The sequence below is a fragment of the Streptomyces sp. NPDC001513 genome, assembly GCF_042894695.1.
Taxonomy (GTDB): Bacteria; Actinomycetota; Actinomycetes; order Streptomycetales; family Streptomycetaceae; genus Streptomyces.
In genome coordinates this window covers 244,872-267,462 of the sequence record NZ_JBIAVU010000011.1, presented here as the reverse complement: position 1 = coordinate 267,462, position 22,591 = coordinate 244,872, and the positions used below count along the sequence as shown (strand labels likewise).

General features: G+C 72.5%; 20 protein-coding genes, 4 tRNA genes and 1 other RNA gene. 13 read left to right on the top strand and 12 right to left on the bottom strand.

The features are described from left to right. The first annotated feature begins 31 nt into the window (after positions 1-31). Complete coding sequence (locus ACFYZ4_RS25530) at positions 32-127, top strand: putative leader peptide (RefSeq protein WP_324617183.1); 96 nt, start codon at positions 32-34, stop codon at positions 125-127. 116 nt (positions 128-243) lie between these two features. Then, positions 244-1,677 carry a sulfatase-like hydrolase/transferase gene (locus tag ACFYZ4_RS25525; RefSeq protein ID WP_390784877.1) on the top strand — a complete coding sequence of 478 codons (1,434 nt, stop codon included), beginning with the start codon at positions 244-246 and terminating at the stop codon, positions 1,675-1,677. Between the two features lie 42 nt (positions 1,678-1,719). On the opposite strand, the gene ACFYZ4_RS25520 is transcribed toward ACFYZ4_RS25525, so the two are convergent. The 5 genes from ACFYZ4_RS25520 to purS all read right to left on the bottom strand — a co-directional run bounded on the left by ACFYZ4_RS25520 (position 1,720) and on the right by purS (position 6,631). Continuing rightward, on the bottom strand, positions 1,720-2,571 hold the full coding sequence (locus tag ACFYZ4_RS25520) for an META domain-containing protein (protein ID WP_390784876.1): 852 nt from the start codon (positions 2,569-2,571) through the stop codon (positions 1,720-1,722). Positions 2,572-2,579: 8 nt separating this feature from the next. After that, positions 2,580-3,371 carry a sterol carrier family protein gene (locus ACFYZ4_RS25515; protein WP_390784875.1) on the bottom strand — a complete coding sequence of 264 codons (792 nt, stop codon included), beginning with the start codon at positions 3,369-3,371 and terminating at the stop codon, positions 2,580-2,582. Between the two features lie 85 nt (positions 3,372-3,456). Continuing rightward, entirely contained in the window at positions 3,457-5,706 is a 2,250-nt protein-coding gene (gene purL / locus ACFYZ4_RS25510; RefSeq protein WP_351289996.1) for a phosphoribosylformylglycinamidine synthase subunit PurL, read from the bottom strand. After that, positions 5,703-6,383 (bottom strand): phosphoribosylformylglycinamidine synthase subunit PurQ, encoded by a 681-nt coding sequence (purQ, locus tag ACFYZ4_RS25505; RefSeq protein WP_351289994.1) that lies wholly within the window; start codon positions 6,381-6,383, stop codon positions 5,703-5,705. The genes purL and purQ overlap by 4 nt, the downstream gene beginning before the upstream one ends. Positions 6,384-6,385: 2 nt before the next feature. Further along, entirely contained in the window at positions 6,386-6,631 is a 246-nt protein-coding gene (purS, locus tag ACFYZ4_RS25500; RefSeq protein ID WP_030009438.1) for a phosphoribosylformylglycinamidine synthase subunit PurS, read from the bottom strand. 351 nt (positions 6,632-6,982) lie between these two features. Between purS and ACFYZ4_RS25495 the strand changes: the two genes are divergently transcribed. The 8 genes from ACFYZ4_RS25495 to ACFYZ4_RS25460 all read left to right on the top strand — a co-directional run bounded on the left by ACFYZ4_RS25495 (position 6,983) and on the right by ACFYZ4_RS25460 (position 11,435). Then, positions 6,983-7,300 carry an Lsr2 family protein gene (locus tag ACFYZ4_RS25495; protein ID WP_351289992.1) on the top strand — a complete coding sequence of 106 codons (318 nt, stop codon included), beginning with the start codon at positions 6,983-6,985 and terminating at the stop codon, positions 7,298-7,300. An 88-nt stretch (positions 7,301-7,388) separates the two neighbouring features. Continuing rightward, positions 7,389-7,460 (top strand) — tRNA-Gly (locus ACFYZ4_RS25490). A 72-nt stretch (positions 7,461-7,532) separates the two neighbouring features. Continuing rightward, positions 7,533-7,605, top strand: a tRNA-Gly gene (locus ACFYZ4_RS25485). Positions 7,606-7,756: 151 nt separating this feature from the next. Next, the gene (locus tag ACFYZ4_RS25480) at positions 7,757-8,701 is read left to right on the top strand and encodes an ABC transporter ATP-binding protein (RefSeq protein ID WP_351289990.1); all 945 of its coding nucleotides are present in this window, start codon (positions 7,757-7,759) and stop codon (positions 8,699-8,701) included. Then, the gene (locus ACFYZ4_RS25475) at positions 8,698-9,462 is read left to right on the top strand and encodes an ABC transporter permease (protein ID WP_390784874.1); all 765 of its coding nucleotides are present in this window, start codon (positions 8,698-8,700) and stop codon (positions 9,460-9,462) included. Before ACFYZ4_RS25480 ends, ACFYZ4_RS25475 begins: the two co-directional genes overlap by 4 nt. Positions 9,463-9,491: 29 nt before the next feature. Next, a complete protein-coding gene (locus ACFYZ4_RS25470; protein WP_351289986.1) occupies positions 9,492-10,730 on the top strand; it encodes a histidine kinase in 1,239 nt (412 codons plus the stop codon). Next, a complete protein-coding gene (locus tag ACFYZ4_RS25465) occupies positions 10,727-11,338 on the top strand; it encodes a response regulator transcription factor (RefSeq protein WP_351289984.1) in 612 nt (203 codons plus the stop codon). The genes ACFYZ4_RS25470 and ACFYZ4_RS25465 overlap by 4 nt, the downstream gene beginning before the upstream one ends. A gap of 24 nt (positions 11,339-11,362) precedes the next feature. Further along, positions 11,363-11,435, top strand: a tRNA-Gly gene (locus tag ACFYZ4_RS25460). A gap of 50 nt (positions 11,436-11,485) precedes the next feature. Here the strand turns inward: ACFYZ4_RS25460 and ACFYZ4_RS25455 are convergent. The 6 genes from ACFYZ4_RS25455 to ffs all read right to left on the bottom strand — a co-directional run bounded on the left by ACFYZ4_RS25455 (position 11,486) and on the right by ffs (position 19,953). After that, positions 11,486-12,391: a phosphoribosylaminoimidazolesuccinocarboxamide synthase gene (locus ACFYZ4_RS25455; RefSeq protein ID WP_351289983.1), complete on the bottom strand. Its 906-nt coding sequence runs from the start codon at positions 12,389-12,391 to the stop codon at positions 11,486-11,488. Between the two features lie 88 nt (positions 12,392-12,479). Then, positions 12,480-13,958, bottom strand: a complete 1,479-nt coding sequence (locus tag ACFYZ4_RS25450) for a N,N-dimethylformamidase beta subunit family domain-containing protein (RefSeq protein WP_390784873.1) — start codon at positions 13,956-13,958, stop codon at positions 12,480-12,482. 234 nt (positions 13,959-14,192) lie between these two features. Continuing rightward, on the bottom strand, positions 14,193-15,992 hold the full coding sequence (locus ACFYZ4_RS25445; RefSeq protein WP_390784872.1) for a hypothetical protein: 1,800 nt from the start codon (positions 15,990-15,992) through the stop codon (positions 14,193-14,195). 287 nt (positions 15,993-16,279) lie between these two features. Then, positions 16,280-17,533 (bottom strand): phosphoribosylamine--glycine ligase, encoded by a 1,254-nt coding sequence (gene purD, locus ACFYZ4_RS25440; protein ID WP_390784871.1) that lies wholly within the window; start codon positions 17,531-17,533, stop codon positions 16,280-16,282. A gap of 60 nt (positions 17,534-17,593) precedes the next feature. Further along, on the bottom strand, positions 17,594-19,789 hold the full coding sequence (locus ACFYZ4_RS25435; protein WP_390784870.1) for a DNA polymerase III subunit gamma and tau: 2,196 nt from the start codon (positions 19,787-19,789) through the stop codon (positions 17,594-17,596). 65 nt (positions 19,790-19,854) lie between these two features. Further along, positions 19,855-19,953, bottom strand: an RNA gene (ffs, locus tag ACFYZ4_RS25430) — signal recognition particle sRNA small type. A gap of 107 nt (positions 19,954-20,060) precedes the next feature. On the opposite strand from ffs, the gene ACFYZ4_RS25425 reads away from it, so the two are divergent. From ACFYZ4_RS25425 to ACFYZ4_RS25415, 3 genes are all read left to right on the top strand, one after another. Beyond that, positions 20,061-20,148: transfer RNA gene (locus ACFYZ4_RS25425), tRNA-Ser, on the top strand. Positions 20,149-20,323: 175 nt separating this feature from the next. Continuing rightward, positions 20,324-20,539 carry a type II toxin-antitoxin system VapB family antitoxin gene (locus tag ACFYZ4_RS25420; RefSeq protein WP_351289973.1) on the top strand — a complete coding sequence of 72 codons (216 nt, stop codon included), beginning with the start codon at positions 20,324-20,326 and terminating at the stop codon, positions 20,537-20,539. After that, positions 20,536-20,958, top strand: coding sequence for a PIN domain nuclease (locus tag ACFYZ4_RS25415; protein WP_390784869.1), 423 nt, complete (start codon positions 20,536-20,538; stop codon positions 20,956-20,958). Before ACFYZ4_RS25420 ends, ACFYZ4_RS25415 begins: the two co-directional genes overlap by 4 nt. Positions 20,959-21,026: 68 nt before the next feature. Here the strand turns inward: ACFYZ4_RS25415 and ACFYZ4_RS25410 are convergent, their stop codons facing one another. Further along, on the bottom strand, positions 21,027-22,571 hold the full coding sequence (locus ACFYZ4_RS25410) for an MFS transporter (protein ID WP_390784868.1): 1,545 nt from the start codon (positions 22,569-22,571) through the stop codon (positions 21,027-21,029). Positions 22,572-22,591: the final 20 nt, after the last annotated feature.

Here is a 22,591-nt window from a genome sequence, read left to right as displayed (position 1 = left end):
GTACGAAGGCATTCGTACAGGCTCTCGGTTCATGCAGCCTCTCGGTGACCGCACCGTCACCCTCGTCGAGCGCCGGCACGTGGACCTGGTCCGTGTCGCGAGCGCCATCTGTCGCTGTTCCGCGTAGCCACAACTCGTCCTCTCCTTTTCTCATTTCCGCTCCGCCCCGCCCTGCTCCGCCGTGCCGCGCGCCGTCCCGCGCCCCGCCCGGAGCCGGCCGGCGGACCGTGCCTTGGAGTACCTGTGTCTTCGTACGAGAACAAGCTGTCCCGTCGTGCCTTCGGAGGCGCCGTCGGAGTGACCGCGGCGGCCGCCGCCGTGGGGCTGGGAGCCGCCCCCGCCGAGGCCTCCGAGGGCGCCGACGCCCGGGCCGCGGGCCCTCAGGAGCGGGAGTTCCGGGCCGACCGCGGACGGCGTGCCCGCCGGCCCAACATCCTGTTCATCCTGGGTGACGACCTGGGCTGGGCCGACCTCTCCGCCTACGGCTCCCCGCACATCAAGACCCCGAACCTGGACCGGCTGGCCCGCCAGGGCGTCCGGTTCACCGACGCCTACTCCGGCTCCGCGACCTGCTCGCCGACCCGGTTCAGCCTGTACACGGGGCGCTACCCGGGCCGTACCAAGGGCGGGCTGGCCGAGCCGATCGCCGACAAGTCCGCGGGCCTCGACCCCACCCACCCGACGCTGGCCTCACTGCTGAAGGGGGCCGGCTACGCCACCGCGCTGATCGGCAAGTGGCACGCGGGCTACCTGCCCGACTACAGCCCGACCAGGTCCGGCTGGGACGAGTTCTTCGGCAACTTCGGCGGGGCCCTGGAGTACTACTCCAAGCTGGGCCTGGGCGGCGAGTACGACCTCTACGAGGGCGACGCCGAGTACAAGGACCTGCGGTACTACACGCGGATCATCACGGAGCGGGCGAGCGAGTACGTCTCCCGCGACCACCACGGCAAGCCGTGGCTGCTGAACCTCAACTTCACCACCCCGCACTGGCCGTGGATCGCCGACGGGGACACCGAGGAGAGCGCCGAGATCGTCCGCCGGATCAAGGCGGGCGACGGCCGCGCCCTGTGGCACCAGGACGGCGGCTCCCTCGCGAAGTACAAGGAGATGGTCGAGGACCTCGACCGCTCGGTCGGCGAGGTGCTGAAGGCGCTGAAGCGCTCCGGCCAGGAGGAGGACACCCTGGTCGTCTTCTCCAGCGACAACGGCGGCGAGCGCTTCTCGTACAACTGGCCGCTGTCCGGCAACAAGGCCTCCCTGCAGGAGGGCGGGATCCGGGTGCCGAACATCGCGCGCTGGCCCGCCCGGCTGGACGGCGGCCAGGTCAGCCGCGTCCCGGTGTTCAGCCCGGACTGGACGGCGACGCTCCTGGAGGTCGCCGGGGCGCGCCCGCACCCCGCCTACCCGCTGGACGGGGTGAGCCTGGCCGGGTACCTGCTGCGCGGCGAGAAGGTCGCCGAGCGGGACCTGTTCTGGCGGGTGCGGGGGGAGCGGGCGCTGCGCCGCGGCGACTGGAAGTACTACCGCGGCAAGGCGGGCAGGGACCAGCTGTTCAACCTGGCCGGGGACGTCCGCGAGCAGGCCGACAAGGCCGCCGTGGACCCGGCCCGCCTGGCGCAGCTCCGTACGGCCTGGGAGCACGTGGACGCGGGCCTGCTGCCGTACCCGGGCTGACCCTTGCCATGAGCACGGCCCGCCCCGCGGCGCCCGTACGGGTCACTCGGCGGCGGAGGCGGCCTTTGCGGTGAGGCCCTTGCCGTCGGTGGCGGTGAGGGTCAGGGTCCGGCCGTCGATCTTCGAGGTGAGCGGGCCACTGGCGAACAGTGCGGTCAGCGTCCGCTCGACCTCGCCCGCCGGGCCCTCGCAGGCCATCCGGGTCGTGGTGAGCGGGCCGAAGGTGACCGTGGAGCCGTCCACGGTCGCCTTGGCGCTGAACCGGTTGCAGCCGAGGATGCCGCTCGCCGTGCCGTCCGCGGCGAGGGAGAACCGGGCCTTGCCGGCGGCCTCGGCGGGTACCGAGGACACGGTCTCCCCGCTGATCAGCGAGTCGACGGTCCAGTCGGTGACGATCAGCGGGGCGTCCGGGTCACGGGGCTGCGAGGTCATGGCGATGGTGCTCCCGTCGGCGGCCTTCAGGGTGAGCCGATCGGGCCCCCGGTCGATCGTCAGCCGGCCCGAGAACAGCTTGGCGAAGGCGGTCTCGAATTCCATCTCCGGGCAGGCCATGGCGGTCGACATGCCGGGGGTGACGGTCATGGCGGTGGTGCCGTCGAGGACGACCTCCGCCTGGAAGCCGTTGCAGCCGTAGCTGCCCTTGGCCGTGTCCTGCGCGAAGTCGACGCGGGCGGCTTCGGGAGCGTGCAGGGTGCGGCCGCCGGTGGTCAGGGACTCGACGGCCCAGGAGCCCACGACGGCGGGCAGCGGGGCGCTCCCGTTCTCCTCGGCCTTGCCGCAGCCGGCCAGGCCGAGGGCGAGTACGAGGACGAGGGCCGGCCCCGCGGGGATGTGGACGTGCCGGAAGGTACGCATGCCCCTGGGACGGACGGGGCGGCGGGACGGTTCCGTCATGGCCGCGCTCAGCTCATCAGCGGCAGCAGCGCGGACAGGTCGGCCCGCTCGCCGCCGGCGCTGACCCGCGCCCCGTCGAGTGCCTCGGCCCATCCCATACGGCCGGTCGCGAGCCGGATCCAGGTCAGCGGGTCGGTCTCCACCACGTTCGGCGGGGTGCCGCGGGTGTGGCGCGGCCCCTCGACGCACTGGACCACCGCGAAGGGCGGGATCCGTACCTCGACCGCGCCGCCCGGGGCCTTGAGCGCGAGGGCGTCGGCGAGCAGCCGGGTGCAGGCGGCCAGCGCCTGCCGCTCGATCGGGATGTCCAGTCCGGCGGCCCGGTTCAGGTCGTCGGTGTGGACCACCAGCTCGACGGTCCGGGTGACCAGGAAGTCGGCCAGGGTCATGTCCCCGATCCACAGGTCCAGCACGCGGGCGTCCGGGTTCGCCGCGAGCGCCTCGGCCATGCGGGCGGCCGCCCGCTCGTACAGCTCGGGCAGCGGGGCGCCGGCGAGGGTCTCCCGGGCCGCTTCGGAGATCTTCCCGGCGAGGGAGGCGGTGGCGAAGGGCCATTCGACGGGGGCCAGTTCGGCGACGGCGGCGGGCGGCCGGGCGAGGCCGGCGGCCAGCGAGTCGGCGATCCAGGCGATGTGTGCGGCGAGGTCGGCGACGGTCCAGTCCCCGAGCCCGCTGGGCCGCGCCAGCTGTTCGGGCCCCAACTCCCCGACGGCGCGGCCGACATGCGCGAACTGCGCGGTGACGGCCGTGCGGATCCGGGCCGGGTCGTAGGTACGCGGCTTCTTCCCTCGGGGCGGCATGGGCCCGACCCTACTGGGCGCGAAGAGCCCCCGGCCGGAACAACCGGTCGGGGGCTCGTCGTACGAGGTGGCGCGAGCGCCGTGATCAGGCCAGGAGGGCCGGGATCGTCGCCTCGTGGGCCTCGCGGAGCTCGGCCAGCGGGAGGGTGAACTCGCCCTGGACCTCGATCTCCTCGCCGTCCACCACGCCGATGCGGGCGACCGGCAGGCCCCGCGCACCGCACATGTCGGTGAAGCGGAGCTCCTCGCTGCGCGGGACGGCCACGATGGCACGGCCCGCGGACTCGGAGAACAGGAAGGTGAAGGCGTCCAGGCCCTCGGGCACCACGATCCGCGCACCGTTGCCGCCGCGCAGGCAGGACTCGGTGAGCGCCTGGATCACGCCGCCGTCGGACAGGTCGTGCGCGGCGTCGATCATGCCGTCGCGGGACGCCGAGATCAGGATCTCGCCGAGCAGCTTCTCGCGGCCCAGGTCCACCTTCGGCGGCATGCCGCCGAGGTGGTCGTGGACGACCTGGGACCAGGCCGAGCCGCCGAACTCCTCGGCCGTGTCGCCCAGCAGGTACAGCAGCTGGCCGGCCTCCGCGAACGCCATCGGCGTACGGCGGTTGACGTCGTCGATCACACCGAGGACCGCCACGACCGGGGTCGGGTGGATCGCGATGTCGCCCGTCTGGTTGTAGAGCGAGACGTTGCCGCCGGTCACCGGGGTGCCCAGCTCGAAGCAGCCGTCGGCGAGACCGCGGGTGGCCTCGGCGAACTGCCACATGACGCCCGGGTCCTCGGGGGAGCCGAAGTTCAGGCAGTCGGAGATGGCGAGCGGCTTGGCGCCGGTCGCGGCGACGTTGCGGTACGCCTCCGCCAGCGCGAGCTGCGCGCCCGTGTACGGGTCGAGCTTCGCGAAGCGGCCGTTGCCGTCGGTGGCCATGGCCACGCCGAGGTTGGACTCCTCGTCGATGCGGACCATGCCCGCGTCCTCGGGCTGCGAGAGCACCGTGTTGCCCTGCACGAAGCGGTCGTACTGGTCGGTGACCCAGGACTTGGAGGCCTGGTTCGGGGAGGAGACCAGCGCCAGGACCTGCGCGCGCAGCTCCTCCGAGGTCTGCGGCCGCGGCAGCTTGCCCGCGTCGTCGGCCTGGAGCGCGTCCTGCCACTCGGGGCGGGCGTACGGGCGGTGGTAGACCGGGCCCTCGTGGGCGACCGTGCCCGGGGGCACGTCCACGATCTGCTCGCCGTGCCAGAAGATCTCCAGGCGCTCGCCGTCGGTCACCTCACCGATGACGGTGGCGATGACGTCCCACTTCTCGCAGATCTCCATGAAGCGGTCGACGTACTGGGGCTCGACGATCGCGCACATGCGCTCCTGCGACTCGCTCATGAGGATTTCCTCGGGCGAGAGCGTCGCGTCGCGCAGCGGGACGGTGTCCAGCTCGACGCGCATGCCGCCGGAGCCGGCGGAGGCGAGCTCGGAGGTCGCGCAGGAGAGCCCGGCGCCGCCGAGGTCCTGGATGCCCGCGACCAGCTTCTCCTTGAAGATCTCCAGGGTGCACTCGATGAGGAGCTTCTCCTGGAAGGGGTCGCCGACCTGGACGGCGGGGCGCTTGGTGGGCTTGGTGTCGTCGAAGGTCTCGGACGCGAGGACCGAGACGCCGCCGATGCCGTCGCCACCGGTGCGGGCGCCGTAGAGGATGACCTTGTTGCCGGGGCCGGAGGCCTTGGCGAGGTGGATGTCCTCGTGCTTCATCACGCCGATGCAGCCGGCGTTGACGAGCGGGTTGCCCTGGTAGCAGGCGTCGAAGACGACCTCGCCGCCGATGTTCGGCAGGCCCAGGCAGTTGCCGTAGCCGCCGATGCCCGCGACCACGCCCGGCAGGACGCGCTTGGTGTCGGGGTGGTCGGCCGCGCCGAAGCGCAGCGGGTCCACGACGGCGACCGGGCGGGCGCCCATGGCGAGGATGTCGCGGACGATGCCGCCGATGCCGGTGGCCGCGCCCTGGTAGGGCTCGATGTACGAGGGGTGGTTGTGCGACTCGACCTTGAAGGTGACCGCGTAGCCCTGGCCCACGTCGACGACGCCGGCGTTCTCGCCGATGCCGACGAGCATCGCGTCGTTCTGCGGGACCTTCTCGCCGAACTGCTTCAGGTGGACCTTGCTGCTCTTGTACGAGCAGTGCTCGGACCACATGACGGAGTACATGGCGAGCTCGGCGCCGGTGGGGCGGCGGCCGAGGATCTCCCGGATGCGGGCGTACTCGTCCTCCTTGAGGCCGAGTTCCTTCCACGGCTGGGAGGCGTCCGGGGTTTCGGTGGCGTTCTTGACGGTGTCGAGGCTCATGCGCTGACCAGCTTCTTCAGGACCGAGGTGAAGAACGGGAGGCCGTCGGTGCGGCCGGTCCCGATCAGCGGCTCGACCGCGTGCTCGGGGTGCGGCATGAGGCCGACGACGTTGCCCGCGGCGTTGGTGATGCCGGCGATGTCGCGCAGCGAACCGTTCGGGTTGACGTCGAGGTAGCGGAAGGCCACGCGGCCCTCGGCCTCCAGTTCGTCGAGCACGTGCTCGTCGGCGACGTACCGGCCGTCCATGTTCTTCAGCGGTACGGAGATCTCCTGGCCGGCGGTGTAGTCGCCGGTCCACGCGGTCTCCGCGTTCTCCACCCGCAGCTTCTGGTCGCGGCAGATGAAGTGCAGGTGGTTGTTCCGGAGCATCGCCCCCGGCAGCAGGTGGGCCTCGGTGAGGATCTGGAAGCCGTTGCAGATGCCCAGGACGGGCATGCCGCCCTTGGCCTGCTCGATGATGGTCTCCATCACCGGCGAGAAGCGGGAGATGGCCCCGGCGCGCAGGTAGTCCCCGTAGGAGAAGCCGCCCGCGAGGACGACCGCGTCGACCTGGTGCAGGTCCTTGTCGCGGTGCCACAGCGAAACGGGCTCGGCCCCGGCGAGGCGGACGGCGCGCAGCGAGTCACGGTCGTCGAGCGTTCCGGGGAACGTGACGACTCCGATGCGAGTGGTCACCGTCAGGCCTCGACCTTCACGGTGAAGTCTTCGATGACGGTGTTGGCGAGGAACGTTTCGGCCATCTTGTGGATGCGGTCGAGGGCGGCCTGGTCGACCGGTCCCTCCACCTCCAGTTCGAAGCGCTTCCCCTGGCGGACGTCGGCGATCCCTTCGAAGCCCAGGCGCGGCAGCGCACGCTGCACCGCCTGGCCCTGGGGGTCGAGGATCTCCGGCTTGAGCATGACGTCGACTACGACGCGTGCCATCGGGCACTCCCGTGTGGTGGTTGGTGCGAAGGCGGTTCCCTCAGCGTACCCGGCCAAAATTTCTACGCGGGTAGATATCGGGCGGGTGCGATCACCGCGCCGTTTCGGCTTCACCAACGCTTCGCAAAATCCGCCGGAAAACCGCGTACCCGGCATTGCGGCGGGACACGCGGAGAGAATTAACTGGGCTTCGCAATGCAATGGGAATCGGGGTACAAAGGAATCACTCCGCGCGAGTGACTTTTGCCGCTTCGCAACGGGGGATGAATGATGCATTGCCCCGAAACATCCACACAGGCGACATCGCCCCACGTCAGCAGGTGGCGGCGTCGCACGAAGGGACCGATATCCGTGGCGCAGCGCGTAGTAGTCACGCTCTCCGACGACATCGATGGCGGAGAAGCGGCGGAAACGGTCGTGTTCGCTCTGGACGGTAAGTCGTACGAGATCGACCTCAATCTGGCCAACGCAAAGAAACTGCGGAAGGGCCTCGCGCCCTTCGTCGCCGCCGGCCGCCGCCAGTCGCGCTCGGGGAAGGCCTTCAAGCACACCTCCGTCGCCCCCGACCCCGCGGTCGTCCGGGCCTGGGCGCGGTCCAACCAGTACGAGGTGCCCCCGCGCGGCCGCATCCCGAAGAAGATCTACGAGGCCTACAACGCGGCCCACTGAGGGCCGATTTGCCATCCACCCCCATCCGTCGGCTAGTGTGTGGATCACGCCAAGGGGCCAGGCCGCAGGTCAGAGCCTCCAAGGTCGTGCGGGTGTAGTTCAGTAGCAGAACATCCCTCTTCCAGAGGGAAGGCGCAGTGTGCGATTCCTGTCACCCGCTCTGCATGACTTTCCGACCACCACGGTGGATCGGGTAGAGTGATGCACGCACCGCCCAGGCGGTGCACTGCTTGCGGACGTAGCTCAGTTGGTAGAGCACCACCTTGCCAAGGTGGATGTCGCGCGTTCGAGTCGCGTCGTCCGCTCTGTATGAAGAAGGCCCCGATCATTGCGATCGGGGCCTTCTTCGTACCTTCTTCGCGCCTTCTTCGGATTCCTGCCCTTTCTGACAAATGTCATCGCGGGCCATGACAGCGCGCACTGCCGACCCCGTCCGGCCGCCCCGAGGCTTGAGTCATGACTGACACCGTGATCGAAGCCCAAGGCCTGCGCCGCGGCTACGCCGGCGGCTTCGAGGCCGTCCGGGGCGTCTCCTTCTCCGTGGCGCGGGGCGAGGTGTTCGCCCTCCTCGGGACCAACGGCGCGGGCAAGACCTCCACCGTCGAGCTGCTGGAGGGGCTGGCCGCGCCGAGCGAGGGCCTGGTGCGCGTCTTCGGGCTCGACCCGTACACGCGCCGGGACCGGGTCCGCCCGCGCACCGGGGTCATGCTCCAGGAGGGCGGTTTCCCCTCCGACCTGTCGGTCGCCGAGACCGTCCGGATGTGGGCCGGGCTCACCACGGGCGCCCGCCCGGCGGCGGAGGTGCTGGACCTGGTCGGCCTGGGCGCGCGGTCCTCCGTACGGGTCAAGCAGCTGTCCGGCGGTGAGCGGCGGCGCCTCGACCTGGCGCTCGCCCTGCTCGGCCGGCCCGAGGTGCTGTTCCTCGACGAGCCGACCACCGGCATGGATCCCGAAGGGCGCCGGGACACCTGGGCGCTGGTACGGGAGCTGCGCGCGCAGGGCACCACGGTGCTGCTGACCACGCACTACCTGGAGGAGGCCGAGGAACTCGCGGACCGCCTCGCGATCCTCCACGAGGGCGAGCTCGTCCTGTCGGGCACCCCGGCCGAGGTCACCGCCACCCGGCCGGCCCGGATCCGCTTCACCCTGCCGGACGGGGTGCCCGCGGCCCGGCTGCCGCTGTCGCTGCACGCGGCGGCCTTCGGGCAGCGCGTGGAGATCCGTACCGAACGGCTCCAGGCGGACCTGACCGAACTGCTGGGCTGGGCCCGGGAGAGCGGAGTGGTACTGGACGGGCTCGATGCCCGGTCCGCCTCCCTGGAGGAGGCCTTCCTGGAGATCGCGGAGAGCCGCCGCAGCGCCGGCGGCCGCACCGAGGACACGATGGCGGGGACCCGATGAACACACTGACCCTGAACCCCGGCCGGCTCGTCTCGCTCGGCCGCTCCGAGATCACCCTGCTGGTGCGCAACCGGGCGGCGCTCGGCGTGGCCTTCCTGATGCCCCTGCTGATGGTGTTCGTCCTGCGCTCCTCCCTCAGCGGGGTCGAGGGCGCGCAGGCCATCGGCGAGGCCACCGTGACCGGCGGGATCGGCATGGTGCTGATCCTCGTCGTCTACATGAACCTGGTCTCCGCCTACGTCGCCCGGCGCGAGGAACTCGTCCTCAAGCGGCTGCGCACCGGCGAGGCCAACGACCTGGAGATCCTCGCCGGGACGGCACTGCCCTCCGCGGTCCTGGCGCTCGGCCAGATCGCGGTGCTCGCGGTGGCCGGAGCCGCCGTGCTCGACGTGCGCATGCCCCGCAACCCGCTGCTGCTCGTGGCGGCCGTCCTCGCCGGCGTCCTGCTGCTGGCCGGGCTGTCCGCGCTGACCAGCGCCTTCACCCGCACCGTGGAGACCGCCGGCTTCACCACGCTGCCGCTGTTCCTGATCACCGTGCTCGGCTCGGGGCTGTTCATGCCGGTGGACTCGCTGCCGGACCTGGCGGCCTCCCTGTGCGAACTGCTTCCGTTGAGCGGGGTGATGACCCTCGTGCGGGCCGGCTGGAGCGGTGGCGCCGAGGCCTACGACCTGCTGGGGGCCGCACTGAACACGCTGGCCTGGACCATGATCACCGTGTTTGCTGTGCAGAAGTGGTTCCGCTGGGAACCGCGCAGGTAGGGCGAGTCGGGGGACGGGGAGACGCGGAGATGCCGAAGCTGACGGGGTGGTGGAAGAGCCGCAGCAGTGCGGGGAAGCTGGAGCTCTACACCCGGTGGTCGTTCCACCTCTTCGTGCTCCTCGAGATCCTGTCCTTCGGGCTGCTTCCGCTGGCCGGCGCGGCGGGCAAGTCCTCGGCCCTGGTGCCCGGCACGCTCTTCGTGGTGCTGTGCGCCCACGCGGTGCTGTGCGGTGTGCTCAACTCCAGGGCGCTGGACTGGGTGGTGGGGCGGCGCGAACGCCCCGTCCGGCTCGCGGTGTTCATGGCCGTCGCGACGGGCGCCGCCACCCTGGCCGTCCTCGTCCTGGAGGCCGGCGGAAAGCTCGCGGACCGCTCGGTGGCGCCGGCGCTGGTGTCCGGGCTGACCTCGTTCGGCTCCGGCTCGCTGGTGCTGTGCCTGCGGTCGGTGCGCAGGATGCGGTACGTGCCCCCGGTCACGGCGGCCGGGACGAGCCTGGCCGCACTCGTCCTGGGGCTGCCCGGCGGAGAGGTCCTGGGGTATCTCGTCGGAGTCCTGCTGGGCAGCCTGTTCCTCGCCTTCACCAGCGGGTTCTCCGCGTGGCTGCTGAACACGGTCTACGAGCTGGACCGCTCGCGCGAGGTCCAGGCGCGCCTCGCGGTGGCGGAGGAGCGGCTGCGCTTCGGCCGCGATCTGCACGACGTGATGGGCCGCAATCTGGCGGTGATCGCGCTCAAGAGCGAACTGGCCGTACAGCTGGCGCGGCGCGAACGGCCGGAGGCGGTGGAGCAGATGATCGAGGTGCAGCGAATAGCCCGGGAATCCCAGCGCGAGGTACGGGACGTGGTGCGGGGCTACCGGGAAGCCGATCTCGCGGTGGAGCTGGAGGGTGCGCGCGGGGTGCTGAGCGCGGCCGGCATGGACTGCCGGGTCGACTTCCGGGCCGGCCGGGAGCTGCCCTCCGAGGTCCAGTCGGCGCTCGGCTGGGTGGTCCGCGAGGCGACGACGAACGTCCTGCGGCACGGGGACGCGCACCGCTGCCTGATCCGGCTGTCCGCCCCGGAGACCGGCCCGGTGACGCTGGTGGTGGAGAACGACGGGGCGCCCGACACCCCGGCCGGGCCGCCGGGCTCGGGGCTGGCCGGGCTGCGGGAACGGCTCGCGGCACTGGACGGGACCCTGCAGGCGGGCTTGGTGGGCGACGGCCGGTTCCGGCTGCTCGCGGAGATCCCGGACCGGGAAACGCAACGACTGGAGGTGCGGGCGTGAGCCCCGTACGCGTACTGCTCGCCGACGACGAGCACCTGATCCGCGGGGCGCTGGCGGCCCTGCTCGCCCTGGAGGACGACCTGCTCGTCGTCGCGGAGGCGGCCTCGGGGCCCGAGGCGCTCGCGATGGCACGGGCGCACCGGCCGGACGTGGCGGTGCTGGACCTCCAGATGCCGGGAGCCGACGGTGTGAGCGTCGCCACATCGCTGCGGGCCGAGCTCCCCGACTGCAAGATCATGATCGTGACCAGTCACGGCCGCCCGGGGCACCTGAAGCGGGCGCTGGCAGCGGGGGTGCGGGCCTTCGCGCCGAAGACGGTCTCGGCGCAGCGGCTGGCCGAACTGATCCGGACCGTGCACACGGGTGGCCGTTACGTGGACCCGGAGTTGGCTGCCGATGCCATCAGCGCGGGGGACTCGCCGCTGACCGCGCGGGAGGCCGAGGTGCTCGAACTGGCGGCGGACGGGGCACCGGTCGCGGAGATCGCCGAGCGGGCGGCGCTGTCGCAGGGGACCGTACGGAACTACCTGTCCTCGGCGGCGACGAAGCTGGGCGCCGAGAACCGCCACACGGCAGTGCGTCTCGCACGCGAGCGAGGTTGGGTATAGTGGTTCTCGCGCTACGGCGCACCTGCGGACATAGCTCAGTTGGTAGAGCACCACCTTGCCAAGGTGGATGTCGCGCGTTCGAGTCGCGTTGTCCGCTCTGTAGTGAAGAAGCCCCCCGGTCCTCGGACCGGGGGGCTTCTTCGTGTCTCAGGACCAGGTCTGGCCGGTGAGCCGCTCGTACGCCTCGATGTACTTGGCGCGGGTCTGCGCGATGACCTGCGTGGGCAGGGCCGGCGGCGGGAGCTCGCTCTTGGGGTCCCAGCCGGAGGCCGGGGAGGCCAGCCAGTCGCGGACGTACTGCTTGTCGAAGGAGGGCTGCGAGCGGCCCGGCTCCCACTGGTCGGCCGGCCAGAAGCGGGAGGAGTCCGGGGTCAGCACCTCGTCGGCGGCGATGAGGGTGCCGTCCTTCGGGTCGAAACCGAACTCGAACTTGGTGTCGGCCAGGATGATGCCGCGCTCGCGCGCGATGTCCCGGGCGCGGCCGTATACGGCCAGGGTGGTCTGGCGCAGCAGCGCCGCCGTCTCGGCGCCGGTGGTGCGCGCCACCTCCTCATAGGAGACGTTCTCGTCGTGCTCGCCGACCTCGGCCTTGGCGGCCGGGGTGAAGATCGGGCCGGGCAGCTCGGAGCCGTCCACGAGCCCCTCGGGGAGGCCGAGTCCGCACACCGTACGGGTCTGCTTGTACTCGGCGAGGCCGGAGCCGGTGAGGTAGCCGCGGGCCACGCACTCGACCGGGACCATGTCCAGGTTGCGGCAGATCAGCGTGCGGCCGGCCCAGTCGGCGGGGGCGCCCGCGGGCAGGTCGGTGGAGATGACGTGGTTCGGGACGAGGTCGGCGAGCTGGTCGAACCACCACAGGGAGAGCTGGGTCAGGACGCGGCCCTTGTCCGGGATCTCGGTGGGCAGGACCCAGTCGAAGGCGGACATGCGGTCGCTGGCGACCATGACGAGGCGGTCGTCCTCGTCACGGTAGAGGTCGCGCACCTTGCCGGTGTGGAGGTGGACGAGGCCCGGAACCTGAACCGGCTCGGGCTTTTCGACGAATCCGGACACGGGGTCTCCCTGTGGTTCTGTATGAAGCGCACCCCGATTCTCGCGCACCTTCGTCCCCTCCCGCGGACAGGGGTGGGTCGGCCGCGGCTCAGTCGCGCTTGCAGATCCGGTCGAGGAGGTTGGCGGTGGCCCGCTGCACCCGCTCGTCCACGTGGCCCGGGCGGTCGAGGGCCGGGGACCAGGCGAAGGTGCCGGAGGCGAAGACCAGGGCCCCGCTGGGCGCCCGGTAGAGGGAGGTCTCCTGGTGGCGCCGGTGGCCCTCGCTGTCGAGGTACGGGGAGTGCGCCAGCAGGATCCGGTCCTGGTGCTCGGGGAGCTGGGTGCGCGGGAAGTAGCGGTCGGCCTCGCCCGCGACCAGGCCGGGCAGCTCGTCGTTCTCGCCCGCTCCGGTGGAGTCCCAGAGCCAGTGCGTGGCGTTGCGCACGATCAGCGGCGCGGGCTCGGGGACCCGGCCCGCGTACTGGATGCCGAGCAGCTGCTGCTCCGGGCGGTCGACCTCGCGCCACAGGCTGGGGCGGCCCGGACCGCGCCGTTTTCGGCAGGTGAGGAGCCGGTCCTCGACCCCGGAGGGGGAGGGGGAGAGCTCGACCTGCCAGTACATGGTGTTGGCGGAGAGGAAGACGAGCGAGGTGCCGTGCAGGCGGGCGCGCTCGACGGTGCGGCGCATGGGGGCCGACCAGTACTCGTCGTGGCCGGGGAAGACCAGGCCCCGGTAGCGGGTGGGGTCGACGCGGCCGGCGTGCAGGTCGCGGGTGTCGGCGTAGGCGATGTCGTAGCCGTAGCGCTCGGCCCAGCGGATGAAGTCGTAGGCGTGGCCGACGTGCAGGGGCAGGCCGGCGCCCGCGTAGGGGCGGTCGAAGGAGACGGTGTGGGCCGCGTCCTGCTCGCCGAGCAGCCGGCCGTCCTCGTCCCAGGCGTGGTAGAGGCTGGCGCCGGTGTGGCCGTCCTCCGGGTAGAGGTTGTAGGCCTGCCAGGTGATGTCCGGGAGCAGGAGCAGGAGGTCGGCGGGGTGGTCGTCGCGGACCGTGAAGGGGATGTGGGAGCGGTAGCCGTCGGCGGTGGTCAGGACGGCGACGTACGCGCCGACGCTCCAGTAGGAGGGGACCTGCAAGCGCCAGGACAGCCACCAGTGGTGGCAGGAGACCGTGCGGTCGGCCGCCAGCGGGGCCGGCTGGACGATGCCGGACAGCCGCGGGCTCGTGGTGATCTTGGAGGCTCCGTCGCCGCCGTAGTGGCCGATCCGGTAGACGTCGACCGAGAACTGCTGGGGCGGGTCGACGGTGATGTGGAAGTCGATGGCCTCGCCGGGGGTGACGGCGCCGGTGGAGGCGAAGCCCTTGATCTGGCGGTGCACGTCGTCGGCGGTGCGGGGGCCGCCGTTGCCCCGGGCGCGGGGGATCTGGCCGGTGCCGGCGGCCGGGTCCACGTACCAGGGGACGACCTGGCCGGTGTCGTCGAAGTAGAGCTCGCTCCCCCGGAACCAGGGCAGGGGGCCCTGTCCGAAGGGGTCGTTCACCGCGTGCGCGAGCGCACCTGACTCCCAACGCCGGATCTGGTCCGCACCCATGACCGCTCCCCTCCCTCGCTCCCCCGAACGGGCGTACATCCTGTCGGTGCGCGGCAGACTCCCTGCTGAGACGGCAGTTCTCGGACACCCCGTTTCAGGACATCCAGCCGCGACCGATCCCAGCACATCACATAACGCACTCAGTCCGTCACCGTTCGTCGCGAATTGACGGGACCGGAACATTCACATCCGCTTGTTCGTACGAGCCGTAGCCCCTCCGGGGACGCAGCCGGCTCAGACCAGGCGGACCGGCTTCTCCGGGCGGACGCCGAGGTCGGCGAGCCAGTCCCGCAGCGGTTCCGGGTTCCCGTCCTCGACCAGGCACAGCACGCGCGGGGCCAGGTCGGAGCGGCGGTCGCCGCCGATCAGCAGGACCGGCCCGTCGAGCCAGTCCAGCCCGGGGGCCGCCCCGGCCGAGTCCACGGCTGCGCAGCACACCATCGCCGTCACGTGGTCGGCCAGCAGGTCCCGGCCGCTGCGCGGCGGCTGGAGCGGGAACAGCGGCACGGCGTCCGCGCCGCGCGCCTTCCCGGCGGAGGGCTGCGCAGCACCGGCGGCCCGCTCCTCGCGGGCCAGGTCCCCGCTGAGCCGGCCGGCCAGGGCCTCCGAGGCCGCGCCCGCGCCGGCGGGGTCCGTGAGGTAGCCCAGCACCCGCTCCAGCGTGGGTCCGGCGAAGCCGTCCACGGCGGGCCGGGCGGAGCCGGTGGCCTCGATCGTGGCCGGTCCCGCCGCGGCGGACGGGGACGGTGAGCCCTGTGAAGCCTGTGCTGCCGACGTGCCACCGGGCAGGGCTCCAGGTCCGGCGGATCCGGATCCGGCGAGGCCCGTAGGAGCGGCGGCCGGTCCGGCGGGGCCGGCGGGCCGTCCCGCCGGGACGGCCAGGGCGTCGAGCGCCGCGTGCAGCCGGGCGGCCTCCGCACGCCACTTGCGGTCCACGACCTCCTCCGGATACGCCGCCCAGTCCACCGGGGACCAGTCCGGCCCGGGCTCGGCCGGCCCGCCGTGGAAGAGCCGCGCGGCCAGCAGCGAGGTCGCCTCGTCGACCGCCCCGGGCTGCTCCAGCAGGTCACAGGCGGGGCGCTCGCCGAGCCGTGAGGTGAACCCCTCGGCCAGCCGGTCCCGCCGCGACAGCTCGGTCAGCGCGGAGACCACTCCGGCGTCGAGGTGCGCGGGCCAGCGGCCCATCCGCCAGGCGGGCAGCGCGACCCGGGTCAGCAGCCGGTCCCAGCCCGCGTAGGCGAGGCCGACCTGCTCCTGGGCGACGATGCGCAGCCCGTAGTCCACACCCTGTGCACGCTCCGAGGCGGCCGCGGCCACCCCGCGCTCCATTTCGGTGGCGTCCGTCCGGCACAGCCGCAGCAGCAGCCGGGCCGGGGCGCCGATCCAGCCGAGCCCGCGCCGGTTGCCCACGTCCACGGCCGCGTCCAGGCCCCGTACGAAGCCGCGCGCGTCGGCTATGTCCGGGTGCGCGGAAGGACCCGTACCGGCGACGACCGGCGCGAGGACGGCCCGTAGCTCCGCGACCCGCATCCACCACAGGAACGGCGAACCGATCACCAGCACGGGGGCGGCGCCCTGCTCGGACTCCGGGCCGGCGGATATGGCGCTCCGGCGGTGGGCCGCGTGGGTGCGGTCCTCCAGCCAGCTGTCGCAGTCCGGCGTCAGGGCTATCGCGGAGGGCGGCGGCACGTCCATGCGGTCGGCCAGGTCCCGCACCAGCCGGTAGAGATCGGGCGCGGCGGCCTCCGACAGCGGCACCGTCGGCGTGACGGCGGGGCTCGCCCGCAGCACCACGGCCGCGAAGACGCCGCCGACGAGCAGCACCACCGCCGCGACCACGCACACGACGAGGGTCACCACGGGCCAGGGGTCAGCGGACAGCCGCCCCGTCATCCGGGCGGCCACCAGCACCACCGCGAAGGCGGCGGGCAGCAGCCCGACCGCCAGGGCCCTGCTGCGCACGCGCAGCACGGCGAGAGCGCGGGAACGTGCGGACGGCACGCCCGCTTCCTTGATCGAACCGGTTCCGGACACGGCCGGACCTCACCCCCTCTGCCCTGCGGCGACGTTGCTCACTCCCCCACTGTGACACCCGCCACTGACATCGCAATGCCGGTGGGCCAAGTGCCGGAATGCTTGCGCCGCACCCTAGTTGGGGCACGCCCGGGCGTCAGGCAGACCGGGTGACGATCACCCGATGGAATGGCTTTGGGTAAAGGTGGGTGCGTTCGAACGCGGCCGGATGCACTCGCACGCGAACACGCCCGCGGGCCCGGGCGCAGGATCTGCGCACCGGGCCCGCGGGTCTGCGGAGCCGCTGGTCAGCCGAGTCCGGCGGCCTTCGCCGCGATGTCCGTACGGTGCTGCGAACCGTCCAGCCGGATGCGTGCCACCGCCTTATACGCCTTCTCGCGGGCCTGTGCCAGATCGGAACCGGTCGCCGTCACCGACAGCACGCGGCCGCCCGCGCTGACGATCGCGTCGCCCTCGCGCCGGGTCCCGGCGTGCAGCACATACGCGTCGGGCGCGTCCTCGGCGGCCACCTCGGCCAGGCCCTCGATCGGGTCCCCGGTGCGGGGGGTCTCGGGGTAGTTGTGGGAGGCGATGACCACCGTGACGGCCGCGTCCTCGCGCCAGACGAGCGGCTCCTCGGACTCCAGGGTGCCGTTGGCGGCGTTCAGCAGCACGCTCGCGAGCGGGGTGCGCAGCCGGGCCAGGACCACCTGGGTCTCGGGGTCGCCGAAGCGGGCGTTGAACTCGATGACCCGCGTACCGCGGCTGGTGATCGCGAGGCCGGCGTAGAGCAGCCCCGAGAAGGGGGTGCCGCGGCGGCGGAGCTCGTCGACGGTGGGCTGGAGGACCAGCTCCATGACCTCGTCGACCAGCTTCGGATCGGCCCAGGGCAGCGGGGAGTACGCGCCCATGCCGCCGGTGTTCGGGCCCTCGTCGCCGTCCAGGGCGCGCTTGAAGTCCTGCGCGGGCTGGAGCGGGACCACGGTGACGCCGTCGGTGATGGCGAAGAGGGAGACCTCCGGGCCGTCGAGGTACTCCTCGATGACCACGCGGTCGCAGCCGAGCGCGTGGGCGCGGGCGGCGGCCAGGTCCTCGGTGACCACGACGCCCTTGCCGGCCGCGAGTCCGTCGTCCTTGACGACGTACGGGGCGCCGAAGGCGTCGAGGGCCGCGTCCACCTCTTCCGGGGTGGTGCAGACGTAGCTGCGCGCGGTCGGGACCCCGGCCGAGGCCATCACGTCCTTGGCGAACGCCTTGGAGCCTTCGAGCCGCGCCGCCTCGGCGGACGGCCCGAAGACGGGGATGCCCGCGGCGCGGACGGCGTCGCCGACCCCGGCGACCAGCGGGGCCTCCGGGCCGACGACGACCAGGTCGGCGCCGAGTTCGGTGGCGAGGGTGGCGACGGCATCGCCGTCGAGGGCGTCGACCGGGCGGAGCTCGGCCACCTCGGCGATGCCGGCGTTGCCGGGAGCGCAGTACAGCGCGGAGACGTCGGGGTCGAGGGACAGAGAGCGGCACAGGGCATGTTCGCGGGCGCCGCCGCCGATGACGAGGACCTTCACGCCGCCCAGGGTAGCCCGGCCGCGGTGGCGCGTTTCGTGCGGCCACCCAATCGGGAGGCGCTACTCATTCGTGTATTCCTCCACAACGGTGGCTCCCAGCTCGCGCACGATCAGGTCGTGTCCGGTCAGGGCGCTCTCCACGAGGTCGGGATCGTCCTCCTCCGCGAAGTCGTCCTCGGGGGCGACCGGCGGGGGCGCCTGCTGCACGGGGGGCTGGGCCGGAGCCGACTGCTGGGGCGGTTGCTGCTGCGGGTACTGGGGCGCGGGGGCCGCCTGCGGGGCGGGCTGCGCCGGCGGCGGGTTGTAGGCGGGGGCCGGCGGGGCGGCGTAGGAGGAGGAGGCCTGGGTCAGGGGGGCCGGGCCGCCGCCGCCCACCACGGCGTCGATCTTCCAGTTGACCTGGAACTGCTCGGCCAGGACCGCCTTGAGCACGTCCTCGCTGCCGCTGCTGGCGAAGTTGTCGCGGGCTCCGGCGTTGGGGAAGCCGAGCTGGAGGGTGGTGCCGTCGAAGCCGGTGACCTGGGCGTTCTGGCTGAGCAGGATCCAGGTGAAGCGGCGGCGGTTCTTCACGGCCTCCAGGACGCCGGGCCACATCGCCTGGATCTGCCCCGCACCGGCGGCCATGCCGGGGGAGGGGGCGGGGGCCGCGGCGGCCGGGGCCGGTGCGGATGCCGCGGGCGGGGCGACGGGCGCGGGCGCGCCCTGGCCGGGGGCGGACGCGCTGGGCCAGGCACCGGCGGCCGGGGCGGCAGCCGGGGCTGCGGGGGCGGCCGGGGTCGCGGGGGCCGCGGCTCCGGGCCAGGCGCCGGGGGCGCCGCTGCCGGGCTGTGCGGCTCCGGGCCAGGCTCCGGGGGCGGGCGCGGGGGCTGCGGGTGCGGGCGCGGCGGGGGCCTGGGCGGCGGGCGCCGGCTGAACCGGAGCCTCCGGCTGCGCGGGAGCCCGTACCGGCGCGGGAGCCGGCACCTGGGCGGGCGGCTGGACGGCAGCGGCGGCGGCGCGCGCGGCGGCGGGGCCCCCACCGGGACCGGCCGGCGCCATGGCGTGCGCCTCGGGCCCGGGTACGTAACCCATGGCGGGCGCGGCCGCGAAGGCGACGGCCCCGCTGCGCTCCAGCCGGTCGAGCCGGGCCTGGAAGGACCGCTCGTCGTCGAAGGCGGCGGGCAGCAGCACGCGGGCGCAGATCAGTTCGAGCTGCAGCCGGGGCGAGGTCGCGCCGCGCATCTCCGTGAGCCCGGTGTTGACCAGATCGGCGGCGCGCGACAGCTCGGCGGCGCCGAACACGGACGCCTGGGCCTGCATCCGCTCCACCACATCGGCGGGGGCGTCGATCAGCCCCTTCTCCCCGGCCTCGGGCACGGCGGCCAGGATGACGAGGTCGCGCAGCCGCTCCAGCAGGTCGGAGACGAACCGGCGCGGGTCGTTCCCGCCTTCCACGACCCGGTCGACGATCTCGAAGGCCGCAGCGCCGTCCCCGGCGGCGAAGGCGTCGATGACGGAGTCGAGCAGGGACGCCTCGGTGTACCCGAGCAGGGAGGTCGCCATGGCATACGTCACACCCTTCTCACCCGCACCGGCGAGCAGCTGGTCCATGACGGACATCGAGTCACGCACGGACCCGGCGCCGGCGCGCACGACGAGCGGCAGCACGCCGTCCTCGACCGTGGCGCCCTCGCGCCCGCAGACCTCGCCGAGGTAGTCCCGCAGGGTGCCGGGCGGCACCAGCCGGAAGGGGTAGTGGTGCGTCCGGGACCGGATGGTCCCGATCACCTTCTCCGGCTCGGTGGTGGCGAAGATGAACTTGAGGTGCTCCGGCGGCTCCTCGACCACCTTCAGCAGGGCGTTGAAGCCCGCCGGGGTGACCATGTGGGCCTCGTCGATGATGTAGATCTTGTAGCGGCTGGACGCCGGCCCGAAGAAGGCCTTCTCGCGCAGGTCACGGGCATCGTCCACACCACCGTGCGAGGCGGCGTCGATCTCGATGACGTCGAGGGATCCGGGGCCGTTCCTGGCGAGGTCCCGGCAGGACTGGCACTCGCCGCAGGGGGTCGGAGTGGGACCCTGCTCACAGTTCAGGCACCGGGCGAGGATGCGCGCGCTGGTGGTCTTCCCACAGCCGCGCGGCCCGCTGAACAGGTACGCGTGATTGACCCGGTTGTTCCGCAGGGCCTGCATCAGCGGTGCAGTGACATGCTCCTGCCCGATGACCTCGGCGAACGACTCGGGGCGATAGCGGCGGTACAGCGCAAGGGACGACACGTCTACGAGGTTATCCGGGCCCACCGACAACAGCGGCCCCGCCGACGCCACGAAGGCCCCCGGGAACGCAAAGCGCCCCCCACGCACCCGCCAGAGCCCACTTACCCTTGCTGCCTTCCGGCCCTGGGGGAGTTGGGTGAGATAGCGCCACGTGAGGGGCTGGCCCCACCCTAGCGGATGGATGCCCCCGGAATCGAGCCGGACCCCGGCCCGTCCTCCCGCCGACGATCACGTTCGCGAGCACCCCTCAACGTCTTGTATTGTTTGCGGCGGAGGATTCGCCTAGTGGCCTAGGGCGCACGCTTGGAAAGCGTGTTGGGGGCAACCCCTCACGAGTTCGAATCTCGTATCCTCCGCCAGTGCCTCACCGGGCACTTGAAGGCCCCGACCGGGAAACCGGCCGGGGCCTTCTGCGTTCCCGGGCTCCGAATGGCCTCGCACCTCGCTTCGACAATCCACCGACCTCTCACCCCACCCATGGACATCGGGCGAGATATACTCGGCACACGACTTGATATCAGAGGAGGTGTCCGGATGAGTCGAACCGTGATCGACCTCGACGACGAGCTGCTGGCCGATGTGGCCCAGGCGCTCGGGACGAGCACCAAGAAGGAGACGGTCAACACCGCCCTGCGCGAGGTGTTGGAGAACCGCCGACGTGCGCTCGCGCTCACCCGGCTCCGGGCTGTCGCAGAAGAAGGCGGATTCGATCTGGACCTCTTCGAGGACAAGAGGAACTACCGGCGGTGAGCGCGGCACAGTTCCTGATCGACACCAGCGCGCTCGCGCGGTTCCTGCGGGGCGACGCCGAACAGTACGGCTGGGATCAGGCGGCGGCGGCCGGGCTCATCGCGACCTGCCCGATCACCGAGCTGGAGTTCTTCTCCAGCGCACGCTCCGCCGGGGACCGCGCGCGGGGCATCGAGGACATGCGGTCGGTGTTCGGCTGGGTGCCCGTCGACGACCGGGCGTACGACCGCGCCTGGCAGGTCCAGGAGTTGCTGACCCAGCGCGGGCAACACCTCAGTGCGGGTGCGGTCGACCTCGTCGTGGCCGCCACCGCGGAACTGCAGGGGCTGACCCTCCTGCACCGTGACCACGACTTCGCGTGCATCGCCGCCGTCACGGGCCAGGCCATGCAGTGGTACGGCCCGGAGGCCGGCAAGTGAGCACGGCAGCCCGCCCCGGGTCGGGCCGCTGAAGCCGCCGGCGGCGGCCGGCGACCGCACGGCACGCGTCAGTGCGCGACAGACTGCGCCGGTTCGGGGGCTGCGGTGTGGGTTCGGTCGCGCATGAGGATCAGGGCCAGGGCTGCGGCGGCCAGGACTCCGGCCGCCGCTGCCGTGAAGGTCGCCGACATCGCCGAGGTGAAGGCTTCGCGGGCGGCGGCCGCCAGGGCCGGGTCGGTCAGCGCCGCGGCGACGGAGTGGCGGGCGGCGTCCGGGGCCGAGCCGGGCAGCCCGGCGGCGTAGGTGGTGGAGAGCACGGCTCCCAGTACGGCCACGCCCAGGGCGGCTCCGGCCTGCTGGACGGTGTCGTTGAGGGCGGAGCCGACGCCGGCGTGCTCCTCGGGGACGGCTCCCATCAGGGCTGCGGTGGCGGCCGGCATGGCCAGCCCGCTGCCGATGCCCATCAGCACCATGGCGGTGACCAGCGGCGCGAGGCCGACGCCCGCTTCCAGGCCGGCCAGGACGCCGAAGCCGGCGGCGATGACCGCGAGGCCGACGGCGGTCATGACGCGGTTGCCGATCTTCTTGCCGAGCGTGGCGCCGAGGCCGTTGAACAGGAGCGCGGCGACCGCCAGCGGGGTGAAGGCGAGGCCGGTCTCGGTCGGGGTGTAGCCGCCGACGAACTGCAGGTACTGGGTCAGGACCAGCATCAGGCCGCCGTTGGCGAAGGTCAGCAGGACGAGGGAGAAGCCGGCGCCGCTGAACATCCGGTCGCGGAAGAGGGCGAGCGGGACCATCGGGGAGTCGGTCCGGACCTCGTGGACGACGAAGGAGGTCAGCGCGGCCACGGCGATGCCGAGCGAGGTGAGGGTGGACGCGGCGGTGAGGCCGTCCTTCGGGAGGGCGATGATCGTCCAGATCAGGGCGGTCATACCGGTGACGGACAGGGCCATGCCCGCGAAGTCGGGCCGCCGCCAGGGGCCCTTGGACTCCGGCATGAGGATCAGCGCGGCGGCGATGGCGAGCAGCGCGATCGGCACGTTCATCAGGAAGACCGCGCCCCACCAGAAGTGGGCGATGAGCACGCCGCCCAGCCCCGGGCCGCCGACGAGGCCGAGCACGGCCACCGCGCCCCAGGCGGAGATGGCCTTGCGGCGCTCCTCCTCGTCGAAGACGGTGATCAGGATGGAGAGGGTGCTCGGCATCACGAGGGCGCCGCCGATGCCCATCACCACGCGGCCGGCGATGAGCTGGGCGGGGGAGTCGGCGTAGGCCGCGAGGAGCGAGGCGACTCCGAAGAGGGCCAGCCCGATGATCATCACGCGGCGGCGGCCGAACCGGTCGGAGAGGCTGCCCGCCGTGAGCAGCAGTCCGGCGAAGACCAGGATGTACGACTCGATGATCCACTGGATGGCCTCGGCGCCGGCGCCGAGGTTCTCCGCGATCGGCGGGATCGACACGGTCAGCACCATGTTGTCGACGACCAGCACCAGGGTGCTGAGGCAGAGCACGATCAGGATGAGCCAGCGCCGCGGATTGCGGGCCCCGCCCCCGACTCCGCCCCCGACCCGGCCCCCGCCCTCGTGCCCGTCCCCGCCCTCGTACCCGTCCATGGCGATCCCTTCCCCTTTTC